Here is a 21121-nt window from a genome sequence, read left to right as displayed (position 1 = left end):
AAACTCAGGCCCGGCGGAAAAGTTGCAGCAGGCTGAACATGACAGCCACACAGACCGTCATCATGTAGCCTTCGACCATCACCGGAAGCGAACCAAACACATTCAGGAGCTTGGAACCGGCGAAGACGAAGACCTGCACCGCGAACACCGGAACAGCAAGCATGGCAATGGGGAGCGCAGGATTGCCGTCTGAGCCCGCCCCCTTGCCGTAGATTCGGCAGTAACCTGAGACGAAGCCCGCCATGAGCGGAACCAGCAGCACGACCTCGGCAATGGTCCAAAGCACCGGATCATGCTGGTTTGCCGCAGGCATAAACACCATCACCAGCGGCGCCAGATACATCACCAGCATGTTTGCCAGCATGGGCGGCCAAAGCAGCATCCTTAAGAAATCTGGCCGCTCGGAGCCGGTACGCAGCAAAATGCAGGCACCTGCCACGAGCACGATGACCGCCAGAACATAGGCCGAGAGCAACAGATAATCCTTGAGAGGCATGCCATAGCGGAGCATCTCGAATACCTGCGGCAGCCAGGTGAACAAGCTAGCGAAAGCCGGAATGGCGAGAAGCACCCAGACGCCGCTATTGTGTCCCGGCAGCCGGATCCTCCCTTCAAACCAGAACAGGAGCAGCGAGACCCCGGCAAAACAGGCAAGAGCGGCAAAGACCACCGCCGGCCTGTCTTCCAGATAGCCCATGGCCACGAGCGCCTGAAGGATGCCTTGCCCTTGCGTCAGCGTAACAGCGGCCACCAGCAGGCCGATGACTGGGCCATAGATCCGCGTCTTCTCCCATCTGGCCATCAGGGACGGAGCGAGAATTTTCAAGATCTCGGCAAAGCCAAGCACTGTCAAAAGCGGTATGGCGCCAAGGGCCATCAAAGACAGCCGTTCAAGGCCTTCGCGCCCGGAAAGCACGCCTTCAGCCATGGTCTCCGGCAGGCCGGGGATCGGGGCGTGGGAAAAAGCAGGTAAAACAGGCAGGCGAGCAGGACAGGAAACAGTACCGGCCACCGCTGGGCGGAGGCCGGTCCGGAGATCAATTCATTCATTCACACATTCCAGACTATCAGCAGAACAAAAGTGCAGATGGACTACAATCGATGGAAAGTGGCGAAAGTTCCACCACTGAGTGAATGATGCTGGATATCCGGCAACCCGGCCTCCTCTTCTCCCGCCTTCGCCGCCGCAAAGACTTGCCCTATTCCGATCAGCACAGGAGCGTCGCCGAAGGCAGCCATGGCGGCGCTGGAAAGGTCTGCAAGGCGGCCGGTCCAGATCTTTTCCTCCGGGCGGCTGACGGAGCCGTGGGCCACAACGGGCAAGTCAGGGGAGACGCCTTCCAACAGGAGACGCTGGCGCAGGCTGTCTGCCATGCGGCGGCCCATATAGAACACCGTGGTGGAGGCAGAGGTGGCGCGCTCAGTCAGGTCCAGCGTGTCCGGCAGGCCGCCGTGACGGGAATGGGCGGTCATCAGGCGCAGGCCCTGAGCATGGTCGCGGTGGGTGAGTGACACCTTCAGACGCGCAGCCATGGCCGAGGCCGCCGTAATGCCCGGCACCACGGAAACGGGGATGCCTTCGACTTCGAGGCGGGCGATTTCCTCCCCGCGCGGCCAAACACCATCGGATCGCCGGACTTCAGCCGCACCACCTTGCGTCCCTGCCGGGCGAGCGAAACCATCATGTCATTGATGTCTTCCTGCGCGCAGCTTTCCCGCCCGCCGCGCTTGCCGACAAGCATGCGCTTTGCCTCCCGGCGGGCTAGCTCAAGCACTTCGGCGCTGACAAGATCGTCAAACAGGATCACATCCGCCGACTGCAGCGCCCGCATGGCACCAAGCGTCAGATGAGCGGCATCGCCGGGGCCTGCCCCCACCAGAACCACTTCGCCGGTGGCGGGGGCTTCCTCAGCCAGATGATCGATAAGGGCGCCGAAATCCTCCTCAAGGCCCAGTTCCCCGCGCGCAAAGGCGGCTTCGCTGAACTGCCGCCAGAAGCGCCGCCGCAAGGCCACGCTTTCCAGCCGCTCACTCACCGCTGCGCGAATGCGGGCTGCAAGCTGCGCCCAGCGCGACAGGCCGGGCGGCAACAGGGTTTCGATTTTCTGACGCACCGTCTGACCCAGCACGGGGGCCGCGCCATCGGTGGAGATGCCGACGACCAGCGGCGAGCGGTTGACGATGCCGCCGAACTGGAACTGGCAGAAGGCCGGCCGGTCGATGACATTCACCGGCACTCCCGCCGCACGGGCCGCCGCGAAGAAGGCTGCGGCCTCCTCGTCATCTTCGGCATCGGCAATGGCGAGGGCTGCGCCAGTGAGATCTTCCGGCTGCCACCGCCGCAAGGCATGATGGATGCGCGGGCTCAGCACCGTGTCGGCCAGCAGCGCCGCAAGATCCTCGCAAGGGTTGTCCGTGAAGAGATGCAATTCCACCCCTGCGGCCAGCAGCAGCTCGGCTTTCCAGGCGGCAGGCTCCCCGCCCCCGGCCAGCACCGCCTTGCGCCCCGTGAGCGGCAGGAACACCGGCAGCACGGCCAGAGGCTCCATCCGGGCGGGACGCTGCGGGCGGGCGGAACGAGGCGAAAGGCCAGAAGTTTCAGGCTGAACGTGCAGCATGGTCATGCGCCTCCTCATGGGGTTTGCACTCCGCCAGCAGGCGGGCGATTTCCGGGCGGCAGGAGCCGCAGTTGCTGCCTGCGCCAAGGCAGGCGCCAATTGCAGCCACTGTGTCAGAGCCTTCAGCAGCAGCGCGGCGGATTTCGTTGGCGCCAATCTGGAAGCAGGTGCAGATCACCGGCCCCTTGTCCGGCACATCCGCCGCCGGACGCCCGGCCAGCAGCCGCCAGCGGGTGGCGGGGCCATCGTCCCGCGTGCCCGGCAGGCTGCTGGCCCAGCTGCGGGAAACGGCAACCGGCGTGCGGGCGAGGAATACGGCACCAGCCAGCACACCGTCCTGCCAGACCATGCAACGGTAAAGCCCGTCAGACGCCGCATGGAACGACATCTGCTCCGGCTTGCCAGCCCCGCCAATCGTGCAGCGGCGCAGGAGGCTTGCCGCAATCTCTTCCGGCGCGTCCTCGTCCAGCGTGGCAAATTCGATCTTCACCGCCGCGCTGGTTCCGGTGTCAGCCAGCGGCGCAAGAGCCCAATAGGCGAAGGGCAAATGCTCCGGTGCGCGGGAGAGCACGGCAAAGCCATGCCAGCGGGCTGCAACGGGCGAGATACGCACAGGATTGCGCTTGAGCCCCGGCTGGCCGGAGAACGGATCGCGCTGCCGCCCGGCCAGAACATCAATGCGGGCGCGGGCGGAAAATTGTCCCGTCCAGTGCATCGGTACGAAAACCTCGCCCCGGCGCACCCGCTCCGTCACCACGGCGCGCACGAGAACGCTGCCTCGTGCATTGGAAACCTCCAGCAGATCCGCCGCCGCAATGCCATGAACAGCGGCGTCATCGGGGTGAATTTCGGCGAAGGGCTCGGCGATATGGGTCAGCAGCCTCGCTGCCCGGCCAGTGCGCGTCATGGTGTGCCATTGATCGCGGATGCGGCCGGTGTTGAGCGTCAGCAGCCCCTCCTCTTCCGGTCCGGTTGCGGCGGGCATCACCGGCACCATCCGCGCCTTGCGATCCGGGGTGAAGTAACCGCCTTGCGCAAAGAAGCGGCCATCTTCCGGGCCTTTTCCTTCAGCGGGCGCAGGCCAGAGGAAGGGCTCAAGCGCGTCATAGTCCGGCTGGCTTATCCCGGCATGGGCGCTGATATCGAAATCGCGGCTGCCGTTATTTCCAGCCCCGGAAAGGGCAGCATGTTCAGCAAAAATATCTGCCGCACTCGTATAGGCAAAGGCCTCACCATGCCCCATGCGCCGCGCCACGGCAGAGATGATGGCCCAATCAGGCAAGGCTTCGCCGGGGAGCGGCAGAAAGGCGCGCTGGCGGGAAATGCGCCGCTCGGAACTGGTCACCGTGCCATCCTTTTCGCCCCAGGCGGCGGCGGGCAGCAGCACATGGGCGTGGCGGGTGGTGTCCGTGTCGCGCAACACATCGGAGACAACCACGAAGGGGCAGCGGCCCAAGGCCTCGCGCACCCTGTCCGCATCCGGCAGGCTGTCCACCGGGTTGGTGGCCATGATCCAGACCGCCTTGATGCGGCCCTCGTGCATGGCGTCGAACAGTTCCACCGCCTTCAGGCCGGGCTTGGCTGCCAGCTTTGGCGCGTTCCAGAAGCCCTGCACGATGTCCCGATGCGCCAGATTGTCGAGGTCCATATGGGCGGCGAGCATGTTGGCAAGGCCGCCCACCTCGCGCCCGCCCATGGCATTGGGCTGGCCGGTGACGGAAAACGGCCCCATGCCGGGCTTGCCAATGCGGCCTGTGGCAAGATGCACATTGAGAATGGCATTCACCTTGTCCGTGCCGGAGACGGACTGGTTGACGCCCTGGCTGTAGACCGTCACCACCTTCTGCGTGCGGGCAAAAAGCTCGAAGAAGGCGCCGGTTTCAGCCGCAGAAAGCCCCGTTGCCGCAGCAACGGCAATCACCGTCCACTGGCGGGCAATGGCCAGCGCGTCCTCAAGGCCGTTCACATGCTCGCGCACGTAAGCCCGGTCGATGCGCCCGCCCTCGTCGAGATAGGCGAGCAGCCCGATAAACAACGCCGTATCCCCATCCGGGCGGATGGAGAGATGCAGCTCCGCCAGCTCGCTGGTGGCCGTGCGGCGCGGGTCGATGGTGACAACCCGCATGGAAGGCCGCGCCGCCTTGGCTGCCTCCAGCCGCTGAAACAGAACCGGATGGCACCAGGCAAGGTTGGAGCCCACCAGCACCACAAGGTCCGCCTCTTCCAGATCCTCATAGCTGCCAGGCACAGTATCCGAGCCGAAGGCCCGCCGGTGGCCAGCCACGGAAGAGGCCATGCAGAGGCGGGAGTTGGTGTCGATGTTGGCCGAACCGATGAAGCCCTTCATCAGCTTGTTGGCGGCGTAATAATCCTCCGTAAGAAGCTGGCCGGAACCGTAGATGGCAACGCTGTCCGGCCCATGCTCGCGGATGGCCTCGCTGAACCGGCGGGCGACGAGATCCAGCGCCATATCCCAGGAGGCCCGGCGCCCGCCGATTTCCGGATGGAGCAGCCTGCCCTCCAGCGCCAGCGTGTCCGCCAGTGCCGACCCTTTGGAGCAAAGCCGCCCGAAGTTGGAGGGATGCTCCGGGTCGCCCTTCACGGTGACGGAGCCATCGTCATGCCGGGTGGCCAGCACGCCGCAGCCAACACCGCAATAGGGGCAGGCGGTGCGGGTGGTTTCAGCCATCCAGCCTCTCCCCTTGCGCGGTCCGGCCATGCAGGGTCAGCGCGGCGCGGGTGAGGAACACCCGCCCGCCCTCGACACGGGCAGGCGTCGTGGCCACAGCCCCCTCATCCGCCCCTTGAGCCAGACCCGTCGCAAGGTCAAACACCCAGTTGTGCAGCGGGCAGGTGACATACCGGCCATGCACGATGCCCTCGCTCAACGGGCCGCCCTTGTGGGGGCAGCGGTCGTCCAGCGCATAGACCTCGTCGCTCTCGGTACGGAACAGGGCGATACAGCCGGCCGGTGTCTTGACGACACGGGCACCCGAGCGGGGAATGTCGGACAGGCTGCCGATCTCGATCCAGTCTGGTGTCATCGCGTTCATTCCGCCGCCTCCAGTCCCAGCACGGCCATGGGCCGGAATTCATGCTTGTCCTTGCCCGAGACACGCTCGGACCAGGGATCGGTCTGCGCGAATTTCTGCGAGTAAACGAAGCGCTCGAAATAGGCGCGGCGGCGGTCGCCATCTTCCATGATCTGGCGGCGCACCTCGTCGTGGCCGATGCGTTTGGCCCACTTGTAGATGCGCTCCAGATAGTGGCCCTGCTCACGGTACATCTGGATCAGCGCCGTGATGTGCTCCAGCGCCTCATCCTCGGTATGGACAAGACCCAGAACATCCGTGCCCTTGATGTCGAGCCCGGCAGCGCCCGCGAAATGGATCTCGTAGCCGCTGTCCACACAGATCACGCCCACGTCCTTGCAGGTGGCTTCGGCGCAGTTGCGCGGGCAGCCGGAGACGGCCAGCTTCACCTTGGCTGGCGTCCAGGAGCCCCAGAGGAACTTCTCCAGCCGCACACCCAGACCGGTGGAATCCTGCGTGCCGAAGCGGCACCAGTCCGAGCCGACACAGGTCTTCACCGTGCGCAGGCCCTTGGCATAGGCGTGGCCGGAGACGAAGCCGGCCTTTCCGAGGTCTTCCCAGACGCTGGGCAAGTCTTCCTTCTTCACCCCCAGCATGTCGATGCGCTGGCCGCCGGTGACCTTGACGGCGGGAATGGCGAACTTGTCCACCACATCGGCGATGGCCCTCAGTTCTGCCGCCGAGGTCATGCCGCCCCACATGCGCGGGACGACGGAATAGGTACCGTCCTTCTGGATGTTGGCGTGAACGCGCTCGTTGATGAAGCGCGACTGGCTGTCATCCTCATATTCGCCCGGCCAGTCGGCCATCAGATAGTAGTTGAGCGCGGGCCGGCACTTGGCGCAGCCGCCGGAGGTTGACCAGTTCAGCTCCTGCATCACCGCCGGAATGGACTTCAGCTTGCTGGCCTTGATCAGGCGGCGCACTTCGTCATGGCTATGCGTGGTGCAGCCGCACATGGGCTTGACCGCCTGCGCCTGGAACTTGTCGCCAAGCGTGAGCTGCATCACCTTTTCCACCAGCCCCGTACAATTGCCGCAGGAGGCCGAGGCCTTGGTGTGGGCGCGGACCTCCTCAAGGCTGGTCAGGCCTTTGGCCGAGATGGCCGAGACGATGGTTCCCTTGCACACGCCGTTGCAGCCGCAGATTTCCGCATCATCCGCCAACGCCGCAACGGCCGCCGTAGGGTCCAGTGCGCCCCCTCCCTGGAAGGCCTGCCCGAAGATCAGCGTCTCGCGCAGATCCGAGATATCCGTGCCCTTTTTCTTCAGATCCGCAAACCATGCGGCATCGCCGGTCTCGCCGAAGAGAACCGAACCGATGATACGGTTGTCCTTGAGGATCAGCCGCTTGTAGACGCCTGCGCTCGCATCGCGCAGGACGATTTCCTCCCGGTCCTCGCTTTCGGCAAAATCGCCCAGCGAGAAGAGATCAATGCCCGTCACCTTCAGCTTGGTGGGCGTGTCCTGATGGACGAAGCCCTTCACGTCTTCGCCCGTCACCGGCTTTGCCAGTTCGCCCGCCAGCACCCGCGCCATTTCATAAAGCGGCGCGACAAGGCCATAGACCTGCCCGCCCACTTCCGCGCATTCGCCGAGGGAGAAGATGTCCGGATCGCTGGTGCGCATGCGGTCATCCACGAGGATGCCCCGGTTCACATCCAGCCCTGCCTCGCGGGCAAGGCCGGCGTTGGGGCGGATGCCCGCAGCCATGACGACGAGTGTTGCGGGAACTTCCGTGCCGTCCTGCAGTGCCACGGCGCGGACCTTGCCGGCATCATCGGAAAGAAGCGCCTGCGTGTTGGCGCGGGTCATCACCTTGATGCCGCGCTCTTCCAGCGAGCGCTGCAACAGATAGCCAGCCGCCGGATCAAGCTGACGCTCCATGAGCGTTGGCATCACATGCAGCACGGTGACATCCATGCCCCGTGCCTTCAGCCCGGCAGCCGCTTCCAGCCCCAGCAGACCGCCGCCGATGACCACCGCCGTCTCCCGGGCCTGCGCGGCCAGCAGCATGGCATCCACGTCATCAAGATCGCGGTAGGTGATGACACCTCTCAGCTCCTTGCCCGGCACGGGCAGAATGAAAGGCACCGAGCCGGTGGCGATCACCAGTTTGTCATAGGCTTCCGTTTCGCCCTGATCGGAGGTGACCGTCTTCGCCTCACGGTCGATGGTACTGATGCGATGGCCCTTGTAGAGGGTGATGCCATGGCTGACGTACCAGCCATCCCCGTGGATGATGATATCCTCGAAGGCCTTTTCGCCCGAGAGAACCGGCGACAGCATGATGCGGTCGTAGTTCACGCGCGGTTCGGCATTGAAAATGGTGATGTCGTAGAGGTCCGGCGCCTGCTCCAGCAGATGCTCCAGCATCCGCCCCGGAGCCATGCCATTGCCGACGATAACGAGTTTCTGGCGCATGGGTGTCACTCCGCCGCTTCCACGAAGCGGTGACGCTCGTAGAGGAATTTCAGAACAGCTTCGCGGCACTTCAGATAGGTGCGGTCGGAAGCCAGCTCGATGCGGTTGCGCGGGCGCGCGATCGGCACCTCCAGCACCTCGCCGATGCAGGCTGCCGGGCCGTTGGTCATCATCACGATGCGGTCTGACAGGAGCACGGCTTCGTCCACGTCATGGGTGATCATGATCATGGTGTTGCCGAGCCGGGCGTGGATCTCCATCACCGCATCCTGCAGATGGGCGCGGGTCAGCGCATCCAATGCGCCGAAGGGCTCGTCCAGCAGCAGCACCTTGGGTTCCATGGAGAGCGCCCGGGCGATGCCGACGCGCTGCTTCATGCCTCCGGAAATTTCCGCCGGGCGCTTGCTGCCGGCATGGGCCATCTGCACCAGATCGAGATTGTGCATCACCCAGTCATGCCGCTCGGCCTTGCTCTTGCGGCCACGGAACACCTTGGAGACCGCCAGATCGACATTCTCGTAGACGGTCAGCCAGGGCAGCAGGCTGTGGTTCTGGAAGACGACCGCCCGCTCCGGGCCGGGGGCATCCACCACCTGCCCTTCCAGAAAAACAACGCCCGTCGTTGCCGGGGTGAGCCCGGCGATGATGTTGAGCACCGTGGACTTGCCGCAGCCGGAGTGGCCGATGATGGAGATGAACTCGCCCTTGTCCGCATTGAGGGAAACCTCACGCAGCACTTCGGACTTGAGGCCCGCCCGCTCGTAGGCCTTGGAGACAAGCTGCAGGGAAAGATAGGACTGTGCCATGCCGGTTCTCCTGTTCAGGCGTTCGCAGTGCCGCGGGTGACGAGGCGGCCAGCAAAGGCGATGAGACGGTCAAGGAAGAAGCCGACGACCCCGACATAGACGAGGGCGACGATGATGTCGCTGATCAGCGACGAGTTCCACGCGTCCCAGATGAAGAAGCCAATGCCGACGCCGCCGATGAGCATTTCCGCTGCCACGATGGCGAGCCAGGAAAGGCCGATGCCGATGCGCAGGCCCGTGAAGATGTAGGGCGCCGCAGCGGGCAGCATGATCTTGGCGAAATACTCGAAGCCGTTCAGCCGCAGCACCTTGGCAACGTTCTGATAGTCCTGCGGAATGTTGCGGATGCCGACTGCCGTGTTGATGATGATCGGCCAGACGGCGGTGATGAAGATGACGAAGATGGCTGACGGGCTGCCATCCTGAAAGGCGGCCAGCGACAGGGGCAGCCAGGCCAGCGGCGGCACGGTGCGCAGCACCTGAAAGATCGGATCAAGACCCCGCATGGCCCACTGGCTGGAGCCGACGAGGACGCCAAGCCCAATGCCCACAACGACCGAAAAGGCATAGCCCACGGCCACGCGCTGCAGGCTGGCCAAGATCTGCCAGAACATGCCCTGATCAATGCCCTGCCCGGTGTAGAAGGGATGGACGATGATCTCCCAGCTCTCCGACAGCACCTTCGAGGGCGATGGCAGGCTGGCGGTGGGTGAGGAGCACAGCACTTCCCACAAGGCCAGAAGCACGGCGAGGGTGAGAAGCGGAGGCAGAACCATCTCTGCGGCGCTGCGGACAAGCGCCTGGGCGCGGGCAAAATGGCTGCTGGACTTCATGGGGCGGGTAAAAGCGATGACGCTGGCGGTTGCCTTGCGCATCGCGGCATCCTTCATCTTCAACTGGGTCTGTTGCATCTGGGTCTCCCTCGGGTCTTCGTCCGTCCCGGAGCGGTGCGTCCGCGCTCCGGAACATCTCATGCCGCCTTCAGGCGATCCGCGTAATCGCAAGGCTCTGCAGGTAGGCTTCGGGGTTTTCCGGGTCGAAGACCTTGCCGTCGAAGAAGGTCTCCACACCGCGCGAGGTGGAGGCAGGAATATCGGAGACGCCCAAGGCCTTGGCCGCCTCGCGCCACAGGTCTTCACGGTTGACCTTGGCGATCATGGCCTTGATGTCGGTGCCATGCTCGAACTTGCCCCAGCGGATATCCTCGGTCAGGAACCAGGCATCGTGGCTCTGGAACGGATAGGAGGCGTGGTCGCGCCAGAATTTCATGAAATGCGGGCTGTCTTCGACAAGCTTGCCGTTGCCGTAGTCATATTCGCCCTTCAGACGGTCAACGATGTCCTTGGCCGGAACGTTGAACCAGGCGCGCTTGCCGACGATTTCCGACAACTCATTCTTGTTGGCCATGTCATCGCACCACTGCGCTGCCTCCATGACAGCCATCAACAGGGCCTGCGCTGCACGCGGGTTCTTCTCAACCCAGTCAGCGCGCATGCCCAGCGACTTTTCGGGGTGCTTGTTCCAGATCTCGCCTGTGGTCAGGGCCGAGTAACCGATGCCCTGATTGACCAGCTGCTCGTTCCAGGGCTCACCCACGCAGAAGCAGTCCATGGTGCCAACCTTCATGTTGGCCACCATCTGCGGGGGCGGCACGACGATGGTTTCCACGTCCTTGTCCGGATCAATGCCACCGGCTGCCAGCCAGTAACGGATCCACAGGTCATGGGTGCCACCGGGGAAGGTCATCGCTGCCTTGGCCGGGTTTCCGGCCGCCTTGCGGGCGGCGAAGGCATCGCGCAACACGCTGGCATCAAGCCCGACTTTCATGTCGGCATAGGCAGAGCCGACCGAAATGCCCTGGGAGTCCAGATTGAGGCGGGCGAGGATGACCATCGGCAGCGGCACGTTGTTCTGCGTCACCTTGCCGGCGGAGATGAGATAGGGCATCGGCGTCAGAATATGCGCGCCATCAATGCCATTTCCTTCCGAGCCCAGCACCAGATTGTCACGGGTGGTGCCCCAGGAGGCCTGCTTCACCACTTCCACATCCGGCATGCCATACTTGGCGAAAAGCCCCTTCTCCTTGGCAACGATCAGCGGCGCAGCGTCGGTCAGCGCAATGAAGCCGAGAACGGCGCGGGTGGTCTCCGGCCCCGCGCCTTGCGCAAAGGCGCCTGAGGGAAAGGCTGACTTAACCACTCCGGCAAGAGCGGCGGCGGCGGTGGACTTCAACAGCGTACGGCGGCTCAGGCCGGATGCGGTGGTGATGCTCATCGTGTCTGTCCCCTTTTCTGCCCGGGCCCTTCTGCTTTTCCTGAGGCCCAAAACAAAAAACGCCGCCCGGTGACTGCGCGCGGGAAGGGAGGTTCCCGGCAGCAAACCAAGCGACGTCGATGTCTCTCGTGAACGCGGTTATGTGCGTTCGATGGTTCCGGTCGCCGTTGACCGGACTGAGATATTAAAAGCAAATGCTGTGCCAGATGGCTGAAGCAGCGTTACAGATTTGAATACAAAGGGATTTTCAAGAAGATGATCAGTTTCCACCTGACGGCATCAGAAAAGAAGAGCCGCCTTTTTGTGCATCATCATGCAGCGCAGCAACTTATCTGCACAAATTGAATCCACTCACACGTCGGGGAGCAGAACCGGCTCACCGGGCCTACGTCGCACCGGGAAGCCCTCCACATGGGCCATGATGTCCTGAGGATCAAAGCAGGCGCCATCCATGAAAGCAGCCGCTGCCAGCGCTGCCTCATCAAGGTCTGCATCCGCATCTGCGCCCAGTGCCTCGCGGTAGAGATCCGGACGGCAGGAGCTGGCAGCCTTTTCCGTCAGTGCCTGCGAAAACTCCGCCTGCCCCCAGCGGATCATCTGGCTGTAGATCCACAGTGCCAGCGTCTGGCTGGGCACATTCGCCCCTTGCCCGGAAAACCGGAAATAGCTGTCGATCCGGCGCGTGCGGCCATGGGCATCTAGGCTGAATTCCCCGGCCAGCACGCGGCGCAGGATGTCCTTCGGCGCGCCAAGATAGCGCGGATCGGCAAGGATCGCGGCCAGGTCATCATGGTTTTCAGGCGCCTGACACCAGCGCGCCGCCCGGTCAAGCGCCACGATCAACCGCATGACCGTATCCTGATTGGCGTCCGCCCACTCCGGCCGCATGGCCAGCACTTTTTCCGGCGCCAGCGGCCAAATGTCCTGCTTGGCGGCAACGATCCGCCCCACGCCGCGCTCCGAGGCAATCATGTTCCACGGCGCACCGACGCAGAAGCCGTCAATAGCGCCCGCTTCCAGCGCGTCGGATGTCATCGGCGGCGGCACGACCACCAGCCGCACATCCGAATCCGGATCAATGCCCCCTGCCGCCAGCCAGTAGCGGAACTCGTAGTTATGCGAGGAGAAGGGATAGGTGACCCCCAGCGTCAGCGGCGCCAGGCCGCCTTCCCGCCGCGACCGCACCACCAGCGCCAAAGCCCTGGCGCAGCCCAGCGCATCTGCCAATTCCACCCCTTCGGAAAGCGCTGCCATTTCCTCGAACAGCCGCAACGCCAGCGTGATGGCATTGCCGCCCTGCCCCAGGAAAAAGGGCGTTACCGCAGGCGACGGATTGGAGCCAAGCCCAAGCTGGGCTGCCACCGGCATCGGCGAGAGCATATGGGCAATGTCGAACTGGCGGAAGGCGAGCCTGTCGCGCACATTGGCCCAGGAAACATCACGCACCAGCTCCAGCCGAAGGCCCTCACGCTCTGCAAAGCCAGCCTCGGCAGCGGCCAGCAGGATCGAGGCATCAACGAGCGGAATAAAGCCTGCCCTGAGCACGCGCGGCTCCCGTCCCGGCCCCTTGCCGGGCAGGGGAAGATCGGGGGCATGTGCCGGGTGTGCATTCATCCTGTCCAACTCCTTCTGCGCGCTCCCCGTTCCGGCCGGCCGTTCACAGCAGCAGGCCGGCTGCGGTCACCACACTCTGGGCGATATCCGCGATCTTCTTCTTTTCGTTCATCGCCGTCTGCCGCAGCAGTGTGAAAGCCTCTTCCTCGCTGAGACTGCGGGACTTCATCAGGATGCCCTTGGCCCGCTCCACCACCTTGCGCTCTTCCAGCGCGTTGCGTGCCTCTGCCAGTTCCTGCTGCAGGCGGGTGAAGGCGTTGAACCGGGCAATGGCCATATCGAGGATCGGCTTCACCCGCTCCTGCCGCAATCCATCAACCACATAGGCCGAAACCCCGGCCTCCACTGCCGCCGCGACCATGCCGCTTTCCGAGCGGTCCACAAACATGGCAATTGGCCGCTGGGCAGCACGGGACACCTGAAACAGATGCTCCAGCTGGTCACGATTGGGGTTTTCCAGATCGATCACGATCACATCCGGGTCGATCTCGACAATGCGGCGCACCAGTCCGTCCATGCTGGACAGGAGAATGACCCGCTCATGCCCGGCTTCCCGCAATCCACGCTCGATGATCGAGGCGCGAATGTCGTTCTCATCGATCACGAGTACGGTCAGGGCAGCGTCCATCACGCGATTATGGCGGGGCTTTTCCGCAACGCAATATCACCTTCTGCTCCTTTTATAGGCATGCCGAAAATAAGGCTCACAAAGGCCTGATGCCCTTCCCTCCGCGTGTCCGGATTTCCGGACAGGGGCACAGGGGTCTTGTTCGGAAAACCAGACAGGGAAGCAGAGCAGAGCGTCAAATTCATTGAAAATAAATAGGAAAAAGGCTGGCACAGCTCTTGCCAATACAGGGCAAACAGCAAGAGGGATGCAAGCCGTGAGCTTTGAGTGGAGCATACTTGCCGCACTGGCGGGCGCAATGATTGCGCGGCCAGCTGCATCATTTCTGGGGCGGAACACCGGCTGGGTGATGTGCCTCATCCCGCTTTCCATCTTTGTCTCGCTGCTGATGCAGGCTGGACAGGTCGCATCCGGCGGAGCGCTGACCGCGCAGCTGGCCTGGGTGCCGTCGCTGGGCGTCGAGCTGGCGTTCCGTCTGGACGGCTTCTCGCTGCTCTTCGGCCTGCTGATCAGCGGCATCGGCACGCTGGTGGTGATATATGCCGGAGCCTATTTCGCCGAAAAGCCCAACCCGGAGATTGGCCGTTTTCTGAGCCTCATCATGCTGTTCATGACAGCGATGCTCGGCACGGTGCTGTCCGACAATCTCATCGTCATGTTCGTCTTCTGGGAGCTGACGAGCCTCGCCTCGTTCCTTCTCATTGGCTTTGACGGCCACAAGGAAGCCTCCCGCAAGGCGGCTCTTCAGTCGCTCATCGTCACCGGCGGCGGCGGGCTGGTGCTGTTTGCAGGCGTTCTCGTCATCGGCATGACCATGGGCACCTTCTCCTTCACGGAGGTTCTGGCCCGTTCCGGTGAACTCGTTGCCAGCCCCTGGGCCGGAACGATCGCAGTCCTGATCATGATTGGCGCCTTCACCAAGAGCGCGCAGTTCCCGTTCCACTTCTGGCTGCCCAATGCCATGACCGCGCCGACCCCGGCCTCTGCCTATCTGCATTCCGCCACCATGGTGAAGCTGGGCGTGTTTCTGCTGGCGCGGTTTGACGGGGTTTTCGCCGGAATGCCTGCCTTCGGGCATACGCTGGTCATCATCGGTTCGCTGACGATGGTCATCGCGGCCATGCAGGCCCTGCGCGCCGAAGGCTTCAAGGCCGTTCTGGCCCAGTCCACCGTCGCCTCGCTTGGCATTCTCGTGATGCTGATCGGCCTGACCGGCGAAGTGGCTGCCGTGGCGACCGTAGGCTTCATCCTGACCCACGCGCTCTATAAGGCCGCCCTCTTCTTCTGCGCGGGCACGGCGATCCATGCGACCGGCGAGACCAGCCTGCACCGGATGGGCGGACTGGCCCGTTTCCTGCCGGTGACGGCTGTTGCTGCCGTGCTGGCCAGCCTTTCGATGGCAGGACTTCCGCCTTTCGCAGGGTTCATCTCGAAGGAATATCTGTTCGAGGCACAGCTCGCCAGTGACTGGAATGTCCTGCCCGTTGCCGCTGCCGTGCTTGTCAATGCCGTGATGGTGGGCGTTGCCGGTGTGGTGTCCCTGCGCCCGTTCTACTTCAAGACCGAACATGTCAGCGAAGCGCATCACGGAGAAACACCGGGCCTGCTGGCAGGACCGCTGCTGCTGGCCGCTGGCGGCATTCTCATCGGACTTATCCCTGCCCCGGCAGGCAACTGGCTGATTGGCCCGGCCGCGTCTGCCCTTTACGGCCAACCGCTCGACGTCTCGTTCAAGCTGTGGCACGGGCTGACGCCGATGCTGCTCCTCTCCGCGCTCGTCATCGCCATCGGTGCGGTGATCCTGCTGCAGTGGACCCGCATTCACAGCATGCTGCGCCACTATGACCGGTTCTATGCCTGGCTGGGTGACCGGTTCTACCACAAGGCGCTCAACGGGATCCTGGGGGCTGCGCGCCTGTCGACCCGTGTGCTGCAGAACGGCGACCAGCACCGCTACACCTCCATCGTGCTGCTGACGGTGATCGCGGGTCTTGCCTTTGCCTTCTTCGCCGCACCGTCCTGGGACTTCCTCGCCAGTGAGGGCCGCTTCCGCATCTCCGTGGTGCTGGTGCTGCTGGTGACGGCCGCTGGCGCAATCGCAACGGTCTTCGTGCGCTCTCTGATCGCCGGGCTGGTGGCAGCCGGCGTCACCGGCTTCGGTTCTGCCGTGGTGTTCATGTTGAACGGCGCGCCGGACCTCGCCCTGACGCAGACCGCCGTTGAAACGCTGATCGTCATTCTGATGACGGCAGTGCTGCTGCGCCTGCCCTCGCGGCGCCGTCATTCGCGCACCGTCAATGAGCGCCGCCGCGACGGCCTGATCGCCACCGGGTTTGCTGTGATCATGTTTGTCGCGCTTGCCTCCACCGGTGCGACCCCCGTCGACATGCGCCTGTCCGAGTATTTCGGCCAGACCAGCTACCTGGAGGCCTTTGGCCGCAACGTCGTCAACGTGATCCTCGTGGATTACCGCGCCATCGACACGCTGGGTGAAATCGCGGTCGTTGCCCTCGCCACCATCGCCGCCTGGGGCCTGCTGCGAGGCACCCGCAAGCCTGCCAGCACGAAGGAGTGACACTCATGTCCATCATCTTCTCAACCATGTCCCGCCTCGTCTTCGTGCTGCTGCTTGTGGCGTCCATCTACATGCTGTTCCGAGGCCACAACGAGCCTGGCGGCGGCTTTATCGGTGGGCTGTTTGCCGCCCTCGGCTTCGCGCTGCTGGCGCTGGCCGGAAATGTGGAGACAGCCCGCCGGGCGCTGATGGTCCATCCGGTCGTGCTCATGGGCTGCGGGCTGTTCCTGTCCTTCGCCAGCGGCCTGCCGGGGCTCTTCTCCGACAGCTCGTTCCTGACCCACTGGTGGACGAGCCTTGGCTCCACCCACGTGGGCACCGCCACGATCTTCGACATCGGCGTCTTCCTGGTCGTCATCGGCGGCGTGCTGTCGCTGGTCTTCCGATTTTATGAAGGAGTGGAACAGTGAGCCTCATCTACGCTTTCGCCATTTCGGCCCAGATGGGCGCAGGCATCTATCTGCTGCTGTCGCGGCATGTGATGCGCATCCTCTTCGGTGTCGTTCTGCTGTCGGCTGCCGTGAACCTGCTGATCTTCGTCGCCGGAGGGCTTCAGTTCACAGCACCGCCGATCATCGAGAAGGGCGCACAGGTTCTGGCCTCAGACGCAGCCAACCCGCTGCCGCAGGCACTCATCCTCACCGCCATCGTCATCGGCTTTGCGCTGGTGTCCTTTGCCGCCGCACTCGTGCTCAAGGCCCATTCGGCCCTCGGCTCCGTCTTCACCGACGAGCAGAACGCCGCCGAAGAACTCGGCTCGCCCTTTGACAAGGAGGCCACCCGCAATGGCTGACACACTTCTTCTCTGGCCCGTCATCCTGCCGCTGGCCGCCGCCGCGCTGGCTGCCGCCTTCCATGTCTGGCCAGCCGTACAGCGCGCCGTGGCCCTTGCCGGCATCACCCTCACGCTGGCGGCCTCCGTGCTGGCGCTGCGCGCGACCATGACCGGCGCCGTTCTGACCAAAACCTTTGGCGGCTGGACCCCTCCTTTCGGGATCGTCTTTGCCGCGGACCGCTTCAGCGCGGCCATGGTGGTGATCTCCAGCCTGCTCGCCCTGTGCGCGCTGGTCTTTGCCCTCGCGGACCTGCGTCAGCGTCAGATCCGCTCGGGCTTCTACCCGCTGTTCCTCGGCCTGATGACCGGCGTCAACGGCGCGTTCCTGACCGGCGACATCTTCAACCTCTATGTCTGGTTTGAAGTGATGCTGATCGCAACGCTCGGCCTCATCACGCTGGACCGCACCCGCGCCCAGATCGACGGAGCAGTCAAATACGCAGTGCTGAACCTGTTCTCGACCATCCTGTTCCTGATGGCGATCGGGCTTCTCTATGGCGCCACTGGCACCTTGAACATGGCAGACCTCGCCACCGTTCTGCCACGCACAGAGGCCTCGGCTGCGCTCAGCCTGTCGGCGATGATGTTCCTGCTGGCCTTTGGCATCAAAGCGGGCTTCTTCCCCATGTTCTTCTGGCTGCCCGCCTCCTATCACACGGCCTCGATCATCGTTTCGGCGGTGTTTGCGGGCCTGCTGACAAAGGTGGGCGTCTATGCACTGTTCCGCGTCTTTACCCTGCTCTTCGAGGTGGACAACGGTGGACTGAAGCCACTGATGGCCATGTTTGCGGCCGGAACCATGCTGTTCGGCGTCTTTGGCGCTGCGGTACAGTGGGACGTGAGGCGCATCCTGTCGTTCCACATCATCAGCCAGATCGGCTACATCATGCTTGGCCTGGCCATCGCAACGCCGTTGGCTCTCGCAGGCGCGGTCTTCTACATCATCCACCACATCGTGGTGAAGGCGAACCTGTTCTTCATCGCAGGTGCCATCCACCGGGCGACCGGATCCTTCGACCTGCGCAAGTCCGGCGGGCTGATGAAGTCCTCTCCCTGTTGGCGGTGCTGTTTGCCATCCCCGCACTATCTCTGGCCGGCATTCCGCCGCTGTCGGGCTTCTGGGCCAAGTTCATGGTGGTGGATGCGTCCTTCCAGAATGATGCCGCCTGGCTTGCCGCCGTTGCCCTTTTTGTCGGTCTGCTGACGATCTTCTCCATGAGCAAGATCTGGATTGAAGCTTTCTGGAAGGAGCCGGTGCGCAAGCTGAAGGCGCGGCCATTGCCGGTCGCCATGCTTGCCCCCATTGCCGTGCTGGGCATCATTACACTTGCCATCGGCTTCAATCCCGAACCGCTGATTGCCTTCTCCAGTCTCGCCGGAGACAGCCTGGGCAATCCGTCAGAGTTCATCAGCGCTTTCGAAACTGAACCCAAGACCGCAGGAGTGATGCCATGACCCTCGCCATTCGCATCGGCCAGTCCGCCGTTCTCGGAGTTGTCTTCCTGAAGGAGCTGGTTGTCTCGTCCTTTACTGTGGCCCGGCAGGTGCTGGGCAGCCGCTCGGCCTTGCAGCCAGCCATCCTCGCCATTCCGGTGAACCTGCGCAGCCGCGCCGGGGTTACCACTCTGGCCAATTGCGTCAGCCTGACACCGGGAACCACCTCGCTGCACGTCAGCGAGGACCTGAGCACCCTCTATGTACACGTCCTCGATGCGCCAGACCCGGAAGCGGTGAAGGACAGCATCAAGGACACATTCGAGAAGCGCATCAAGGAGATAGAAGGATGATCGAGTTCCTGGACAGCTACCTGACCCTCTTCGCCACCGTCCTGATCGCAATCCTGATGGTGCCCCTGACCCTCGCCGCCATCCGCATGATCACGGGCCCCGGCTATGCCGACCGTTTTGTCGCGCTGGACATGCTGACCGGCATCGCCGTTGCCATTGCGGCCCTGACCATGATTGGCACCGGGCGACGCGAATTTCTGGATATAGCCTTCGGCATCGCGCTGGTCGGCTTCCTGGCCACCTGCTCGCTGTCGGCTCTGCTTGAAAAGAAGAAGGAGGACAAGTGATGCTTATGCTGCTTTCCGTCCTGTTGAAGCTGGCCGGTGTCGGCTTCCTTTGCATCGCAGCTCTCGGCGTCATGAAGCTGCCCGATCCGTTCCAGCGCATGCATGCCGCCACCAAGGCCGGCACGCTGGGCGCTGGCCTCGTGCTTCTCGGCAGCATCATCGCCCATGGTGAAATGGACGCCGTAGTGCTGGGTCTGTTCACCTTGCTGTTCCTGCTGCTGACGGTACCCGTCGCCGGTCATCTTCTGGGCCGGGCAGCCTATGTGTCCGGCGCCCGTCTGGCACTTGCCGGAGGGGATGCGCTGGATGGCGTGCTGCGCCGGGCGCCCCAGCCCCTGGATGAGCGCACCAAATGGCCAACCGGCTGGTCTGCCGGTGAGCCAGAGCCCGGTCCCAGCAAGCATCGGGAGCAAGCTCCGTTCCGCCATCTCGTGGAGCCGCGCGGCCCCTGAAGCCGCTTCCCGCGCTGGAGGCAGTCCGCTTTGCGGTGATCCATGGTGAAGTACAACCGCCAGCTGGCAGGGCCTGCGCCATAGCCAAAGGCACTGGTGCCAGCCTGAGCGCATACGTGCTCATCGACACCAACGCCGTTGCCGCCTCCAGCGATCACGCACTGATGCGGCGGCAGATACGGGATAAGGCGAGCGGCGCGCTTCGGGCGCTCAAGGCCTGCACATCCCAAGCCTCCTCCGAGCCGGTCCTCGTCTACGACGAAGGGGATCCGGAGCAGCTTCTCAACTGCGCCGACGACCCAGGCCGGACGCTGCTGGTTCTGCCTTGCAAGGGCTGGTTCCATCACCAGGCACAGGGCCGGCGGAACCTGACCACCTGGGAGCCGGATGGGCTTTTGCGGCTGCCATCGTGCCATCGCGGTCCGGTTCTTTTCACCTCCGGCAAGACGCTGCCGGAAAGCGCCCGCACGCTCGTGGTGCGTGATTGCGGCGAAAGCCATCTGCCCGCCCTGACGGAATGGGCCCTGCTCAGCGGCCTTTGGGACGTGACGAAACTTGTCCACGTCACCAACCGGCCAGACAGCCCGTCGCATCTTGCAGATGTTGCCCGCCGCTTTGGCTGTGACTATGTGCAGCTCGCTGCAGAGGGTGACGATTGCTCTATCCCCGCAGGGGCAAAAGACGTGCGCGCCGTTATCCTTGGCCACACGCCCCGGCCGCTGCGCACCAGCTGGTACGGCACGCCCTGGCGTGAACGCATAGCACCGGGACTGGAAAGCGATGTGCTGATCATGGAGCCGCAGACCGGCATCCCGGTATAAAGCTCTGGTACGCCAGCTTGTGGTTGGGTTATTGCAATTGGGCATGACGACAACTTTGCGATCAAAGCTGCCTCTGTCCGTAGCGCTGCCCCTGTTTGTAGCCATCGCCATGTTCGTCGTGGCGGTGGGCACAACCCAGATCGGCGTCATGGTGCTGCGCTCCAGCAACGAAACCGGCCTCAGGGATCAGGCGCTGGTGTTTCTGGATGCTGTGGCTGGTCATATTGCTGCTGAGATCAAGGGGAAGGATACCGAGGAGGCTGTGGCAGCCCAACTCGCGGCTTCCCTCACCTTCCGAACGGCATTGCTTGAGCAGAGCATGGCAGCCCGTTGGACAGACAGGGCCGGAACCATCCGCACGGCTGTGCTGGCGGAAACGGACGCCGACCTTCTAAACCAGGCGCTCAGCGAGGCGCAAACACTGGGACCGGAAGGTGTGAGCCTCACCAGCGTGCCGGACCGGCCGGTGCTGCTGATTGCCCGCAGCTATCCTCTTGAGGACCGGCGCCTCTATCTTGCTGCCACCTTTGACACGACGCCTCTTGAAGACGCAGCCAGCATGGCGGCAAGCGTCGCTCTGGGGATCGACATTCTCGTTGCCATCATTGCGGCGCTCGCCACTTATGCAGTGACGCGCCGCGCTCTCATGCCCCTCGACCGGTTCATCGACCGCCTGGCCGATCGGGAAACCGATGCTGCCGGGAATGCCAGATGGCGGCACGGAGATGAACTGCGCCAGCTGGAATCTGCCCTTGCCCTGCGGGAGCAATCAGAGGCCCAGCGGGTGAGCATGCTGGAACAGATGGCGCAGCAGGAACGGGACGGACTTCTGGCACGCATGGCTGCCAGCATCGCCCATGAGGTGCGCAACCCCTCGCCGGGCTGAAGAACGGCATTTCCACTTTGCGC

Annotated in this window: 17 protein-coding genes and 2 pseudogenes; 9 read left to right on the top strand and 10 right to left on the bottom strand. The window is 63.6% G+C overall.

The window, feature by feature from the left end:
- Positions 1 to 4 precede the first annotated feature (4 nt).
- From ACQB61_RS02400 to ACQB61_RS02355, 10 genes and pseudogenes are all read right to left on the bottom strand, one after another.
- Positions 5 to 928, bottom strand: coding sequence for a hypothetical protein (locus ACQB61_RS02400; protein ID WP_430511338.1), 924 nt, complete (start codon positions 926 to 928; stop codon positions 5 to 7).
- 164 nt (positions 929 to 1092) lie between these two features.
- A pseudogene (cysG, locus tag ACQB61_RS02395) lies at positions 1093 to 2624 on the bottom strand (siroheme synthase CysG).
- A complete protein-coding gene (locus tag ACQB61_RS02390; RefSeq protein WP_430511337.1) occupies positions 2599 to 5307 on the bottom strand; it encodes a molybdopterin-dependent oxidoreductase in 2709 nt (902 codons plus the stop codon). Before ACQB61_RS02390 ends, cysG begins: the two are co-directional and overlap by 26 nt.
- A complete protein-coding gene (gene nirD / locus ACQB61_RS02385; RefSeq protein WP_430514266.1) occupies positions 5300 to 5662 on the bottom strand; it encodes a nitrite reductase small subunit NirD in 363 nt (120 codons plus the stop codon). The genes ACQB61_RS02390 and nirD overlap by 8 nt, the downstream gene beginning before the upstream one ends.
- A gap of 5 nt (positions 5663 to 5667) precedes the next feature.
- Positions 5668 to 8133, bottom strand: a complete 2466-nt coding sequence (nirB, locus tag ACQB61_RS02380; protein ID WP_430511336.1) for a nitrite reductase large subunit NirB — start codon at positions 8131 to 8133, stop codon at positions 5668 to 5670.
- A 5-nt stretch (positions 8134 to 8138) separates the two neighbouring features.
- Positions 8139 to 8939: an ABC transporter ATP-binding protein gene (locus ACQB61_RS02375; protein ID WP_430511335.1), complete on the bottom strand. Its 801-nt coding sequence runs from the start codon at positions 8937 to 8939 to the stop codon at positions 8139 to 8141.
- A 14-nt stretch (positions 8940 to 8953) separates the two neighbouring features.
- Complete coding sequence (ntrB, locus tag ACQB61_RS02370; protein ID WP_430511334.1) at positions 8954 to 9850, bottom strand: nitrate ABC transporter permease; 897 nt, start codon at positions 9848 to 9850, stop codon at positions 8954 to 8956.
- A gap of 70 nt (positions 9851 to 9920) precedes the next feature.
- Positions 9921 to 11213: an ABC transporter substrate-binding protein gene (locus ACQB61_RS02365; protein WP_430511333.1), complete on the bottom strand. Its 1293-nt coding sequence runs from the start codon at positions 11211 to 11213 to the stop codon at positions 9921 to 9923.
- A gap of 351 nt (positions 11214 to 11564) precedes the next feature.
- Positions 11565 to 12836 carry a CmpA/NrtA family ABC transporter substrate-binding protein gene (locus ACQB61_RS02360; RefSeq protein ID WP_430511332.1) on the bottom strand — a complete coding sequence of 424 codons (1272 nt, stop codon included), beginning with the start codon at positions 12834 to 12836 and terminating at the stop codon, positions 11565 to 11567.
- Between the two features lie 34 nt (positions 12837 to 12870).
- A complete protein-coding gene (locus tag ACQB61_RS02355) occupies positions 12871 to 13455 on the bottom strand; it encodes an ANTAR domain-containing response regulator (protein WP_430514265.1) in 585 nt (194 codons plus the stop codon).
- A gap of 247 nt (positions 13456 to 13702) precedes the next feature.
- Between ACQB61_RS02355 and mbhE the strand changes: the two genes are divergently transcribed.
- The 9 genes and pseudogenes from mbhE (at position 13703) to ACQB61_RS02310 (ending at position 21098) form a co-directional block, all read left to right on the top strand.
- Positions 13703 to 16030, top strand: a complete 2328-nt coding sequence (mbhE, locus tag ACQB61_RS02350; RefSeq protein ID WP_430511331.1) for a hydrogen gas-evolving membrane-bound hydrogenase subunit E — start codon at positions 13703 to 13705, stop codon at positions 16028 to 16030.
- Between the two features lie 5 nt (positions 16031 to 16035).
- A complete protein-coding gene (locus ACQB61_RS02345; RefSeq protein WP_430511330.1) occupies positions 16036 to 16440 on the top strand; it encodes an MnhB domain-containing protein in 405 nt (134 codons plus the stop codon).
- Positions 16437 to 16823, top strand: a complete 387-nt coding sequence (locus ACQB61_RS02340) for an NADH-quinone oxidoreductase subunit K (protein ID WP_430511329.1) — start codon at positions 16437 to 16439, stop codon at positions 16821 to 16823. Before ACQB61_RS02345 ends, ACQB61_RS02340 begins: the two co-directional genes overlap by 4 nt.
- Positions 16816 to 18320 (top strand): annotated as a pseudogene (locus ACQB61_RS02335) (proton-conducting transporter membrane subunit). Before ACQB61_RS02340 ends, ACQB61_RS02335 begins: the two are co-directional and overlap by 8 nt.
- Positions 18317 to 18652: a Na+/H+ antiporter subunit E gene (locus ACQB61_RS02330; protein ID WP_430511328.1), complete on the top strand. Its 336-nt coding sequence runs from the start codon at positions 18317 to 18319 to the stop codon at positions 18650 to 18652. The pseudogene ACQB61_RS02335 and the gene ACQB61_RS02330 overlap by 4 nt, the downstream one beginning before the upstream one ends.
- Entirely contained in the window at positions 18649 to 18939 is a 291-nt protein-coding gene (locus ACQB61_RS02325; protein WP_430511327.1) for a monovalent cation/H+ antiporter complex subunit F, read from the top strand. The genes ACQB61_RS02330 and ACQB61_RS02325 overlap by 4 nt, the downstream gene beginning before the upstream one ends.
- Positions 18939 to 19391 carry a monovalent cation/H(+) antiporter subunit G gene (mnhG, locus tag ACQB61_RS02320; protein WP_430511326.1) on the top strand — a complete coding sequence of 151 codons (453 nt, stop codon included), beginning with the start codon at positions 18939 to 18941 and terminating at the stop codon, positions 19389 to 19391. Before ACQB61_RS02325 ends, mnhG begins: the two co-directional genes overlap by 1 nt.
- A 116-nt stretch (positions 19392 to 19507) precedes the next feature.
- Positions 19508 to 20212 (top strand): hypothetical protein, encoded by a 705-nt coding sequence (locus ACQB61_RS02315; protein ID WP_430511325.1) that lies wholly within the window; start codon positions 19508 to 19510, stop codon positions 20210 to 20212.
- Positions 20213 to 20255: 43 nt separating this feature from the next.
- Complete coding sequence (locus ACQB61_RS02310; RefSeq protein ID WP_430511324.1) at positions 20256 to 21098, top strand: hypothetical protein; 843 nt, start codon at positions 20256 to 20258, stop codon at positions 21096 to 21098.
- Positions 21099 to 21121: the final 23 nt, after the last annotated feature.

This window comes from Pannonibacter phragmitetus, assembly GCF_050510895.1.
Lineage (GTDB): Bacteria > Pseudomonadota > Alphaproteobacteria > Rhizobiales > Stappiaceae > Pannonibacter > Pannonibacter phragmitetus_B.
The sequence above is the reverse complement of the archived record's forward strand: the minus strand, read 5'-3'. Positions and strand labels throughout refer to the sequence as shown.

Excerpts from the sequence above, each read along its gene's own strand:
- ACQB61_RS02345 (WP_430511330.1), top strand. The coding sequence starts at position 16,036 with ATGTCCATCATCTTCTCAACCATGTCCCGCCTCGTCTTCGTGCTGCTG.
- mnhG (WP_430511326.1), top strand. The coding sequence starts at position 18,939 with ATGCTTATGCTGCTTTCCGTCCTGTTGAAGCTGGCCGGTGTCGGCTTC.
- ACQB61_RS02365 (WP_430511333.1), bottom strand. The coding sequence starts at position 11,213 with ATGAGCATCACCACCGCATCCGGCCTGAGCCGCCGTACGCTGTTGAAG.
- ACQB61_RS02375 (WP_430511335.1), bottom strand. The coding sequence starts at position 8,939 with ATGGCACAGTCCTATCTTTCCCTGCAGCTTGTCTCCAAGGCCTACGAG.
- ACQB61_RS02325 (WP_430511327.1), top strand. The coding sequence starts at position 18,649 with ATGATCGAGTTCCTGGACAGCTACCTGACCCTCTTCGCCACCGTCCTG.
- ACQB61_RS02355 (WP_430514265.1), bottom strand. The coding sequence starts at position 13,455 with ATGGACGCTGCCCTGACCGTACTCGTGATCGATGAGAACGACATTCGC.
- mbhE (WP_430511331.1), top strand. The coding sequence starts at position 13,703 with ATGCAAGCCGTGAGCTTTGAGTGGAGCATACTTGCCGCACTGGCGGGC.
- ACQB61_RS02310 (WP_430511324.1), top strand. The coding sequence starts at position 20,256 with ATGACGACAACTTTGCGATCAAAGCTGCCTCTGTCCGTAGCGCTGCCC.
- ACQB61_RS02400 (WP_430511338.1), bottom strand. The coding sequence starts at position 928 with ATGGCTGAAGGCGTGCTTTCCGGGCGCGAAGGCCTTGAACGGCTGTCT.
- nirD (WP_430514266.1), bottom strand. The coding sequence starts at position 5,662 with ATGACACCAGACTGGATCGAGATCGGCAGCCTGTCCGACATTCCCCGC.
- ntrB (WP_430511334.1), bottom strand. The coding sequence starts at position 9,850 with ATGCAACAGACCCAGTTGAAGATGAAGGATGCCGCGATGCGCAAGGCA.
- nirB (WP_430511336.1), bottom strand. The coding sequence starts at position 8,133 with ATGCGCCAGAAACTCGTTATCGTCGGCAATGGCATGGCTCCGGGGCGG.
- ACQB61_RS02330 (WP_430511328.1), top strand. The coding sequence starts at position 18,317 with ATGACCCTCGCCATTCGCATCGGCCAGTCCGCCGTTCTCGGAGTTGTC.
- ACQB61_RS02390 (WP_430511337.1), bottom strand. The coding sequence starts at position 5,307 with ATGGCTGAAACCACCCGCACCGCCTGCCCCTATTGCGGTGTTGGCTGC.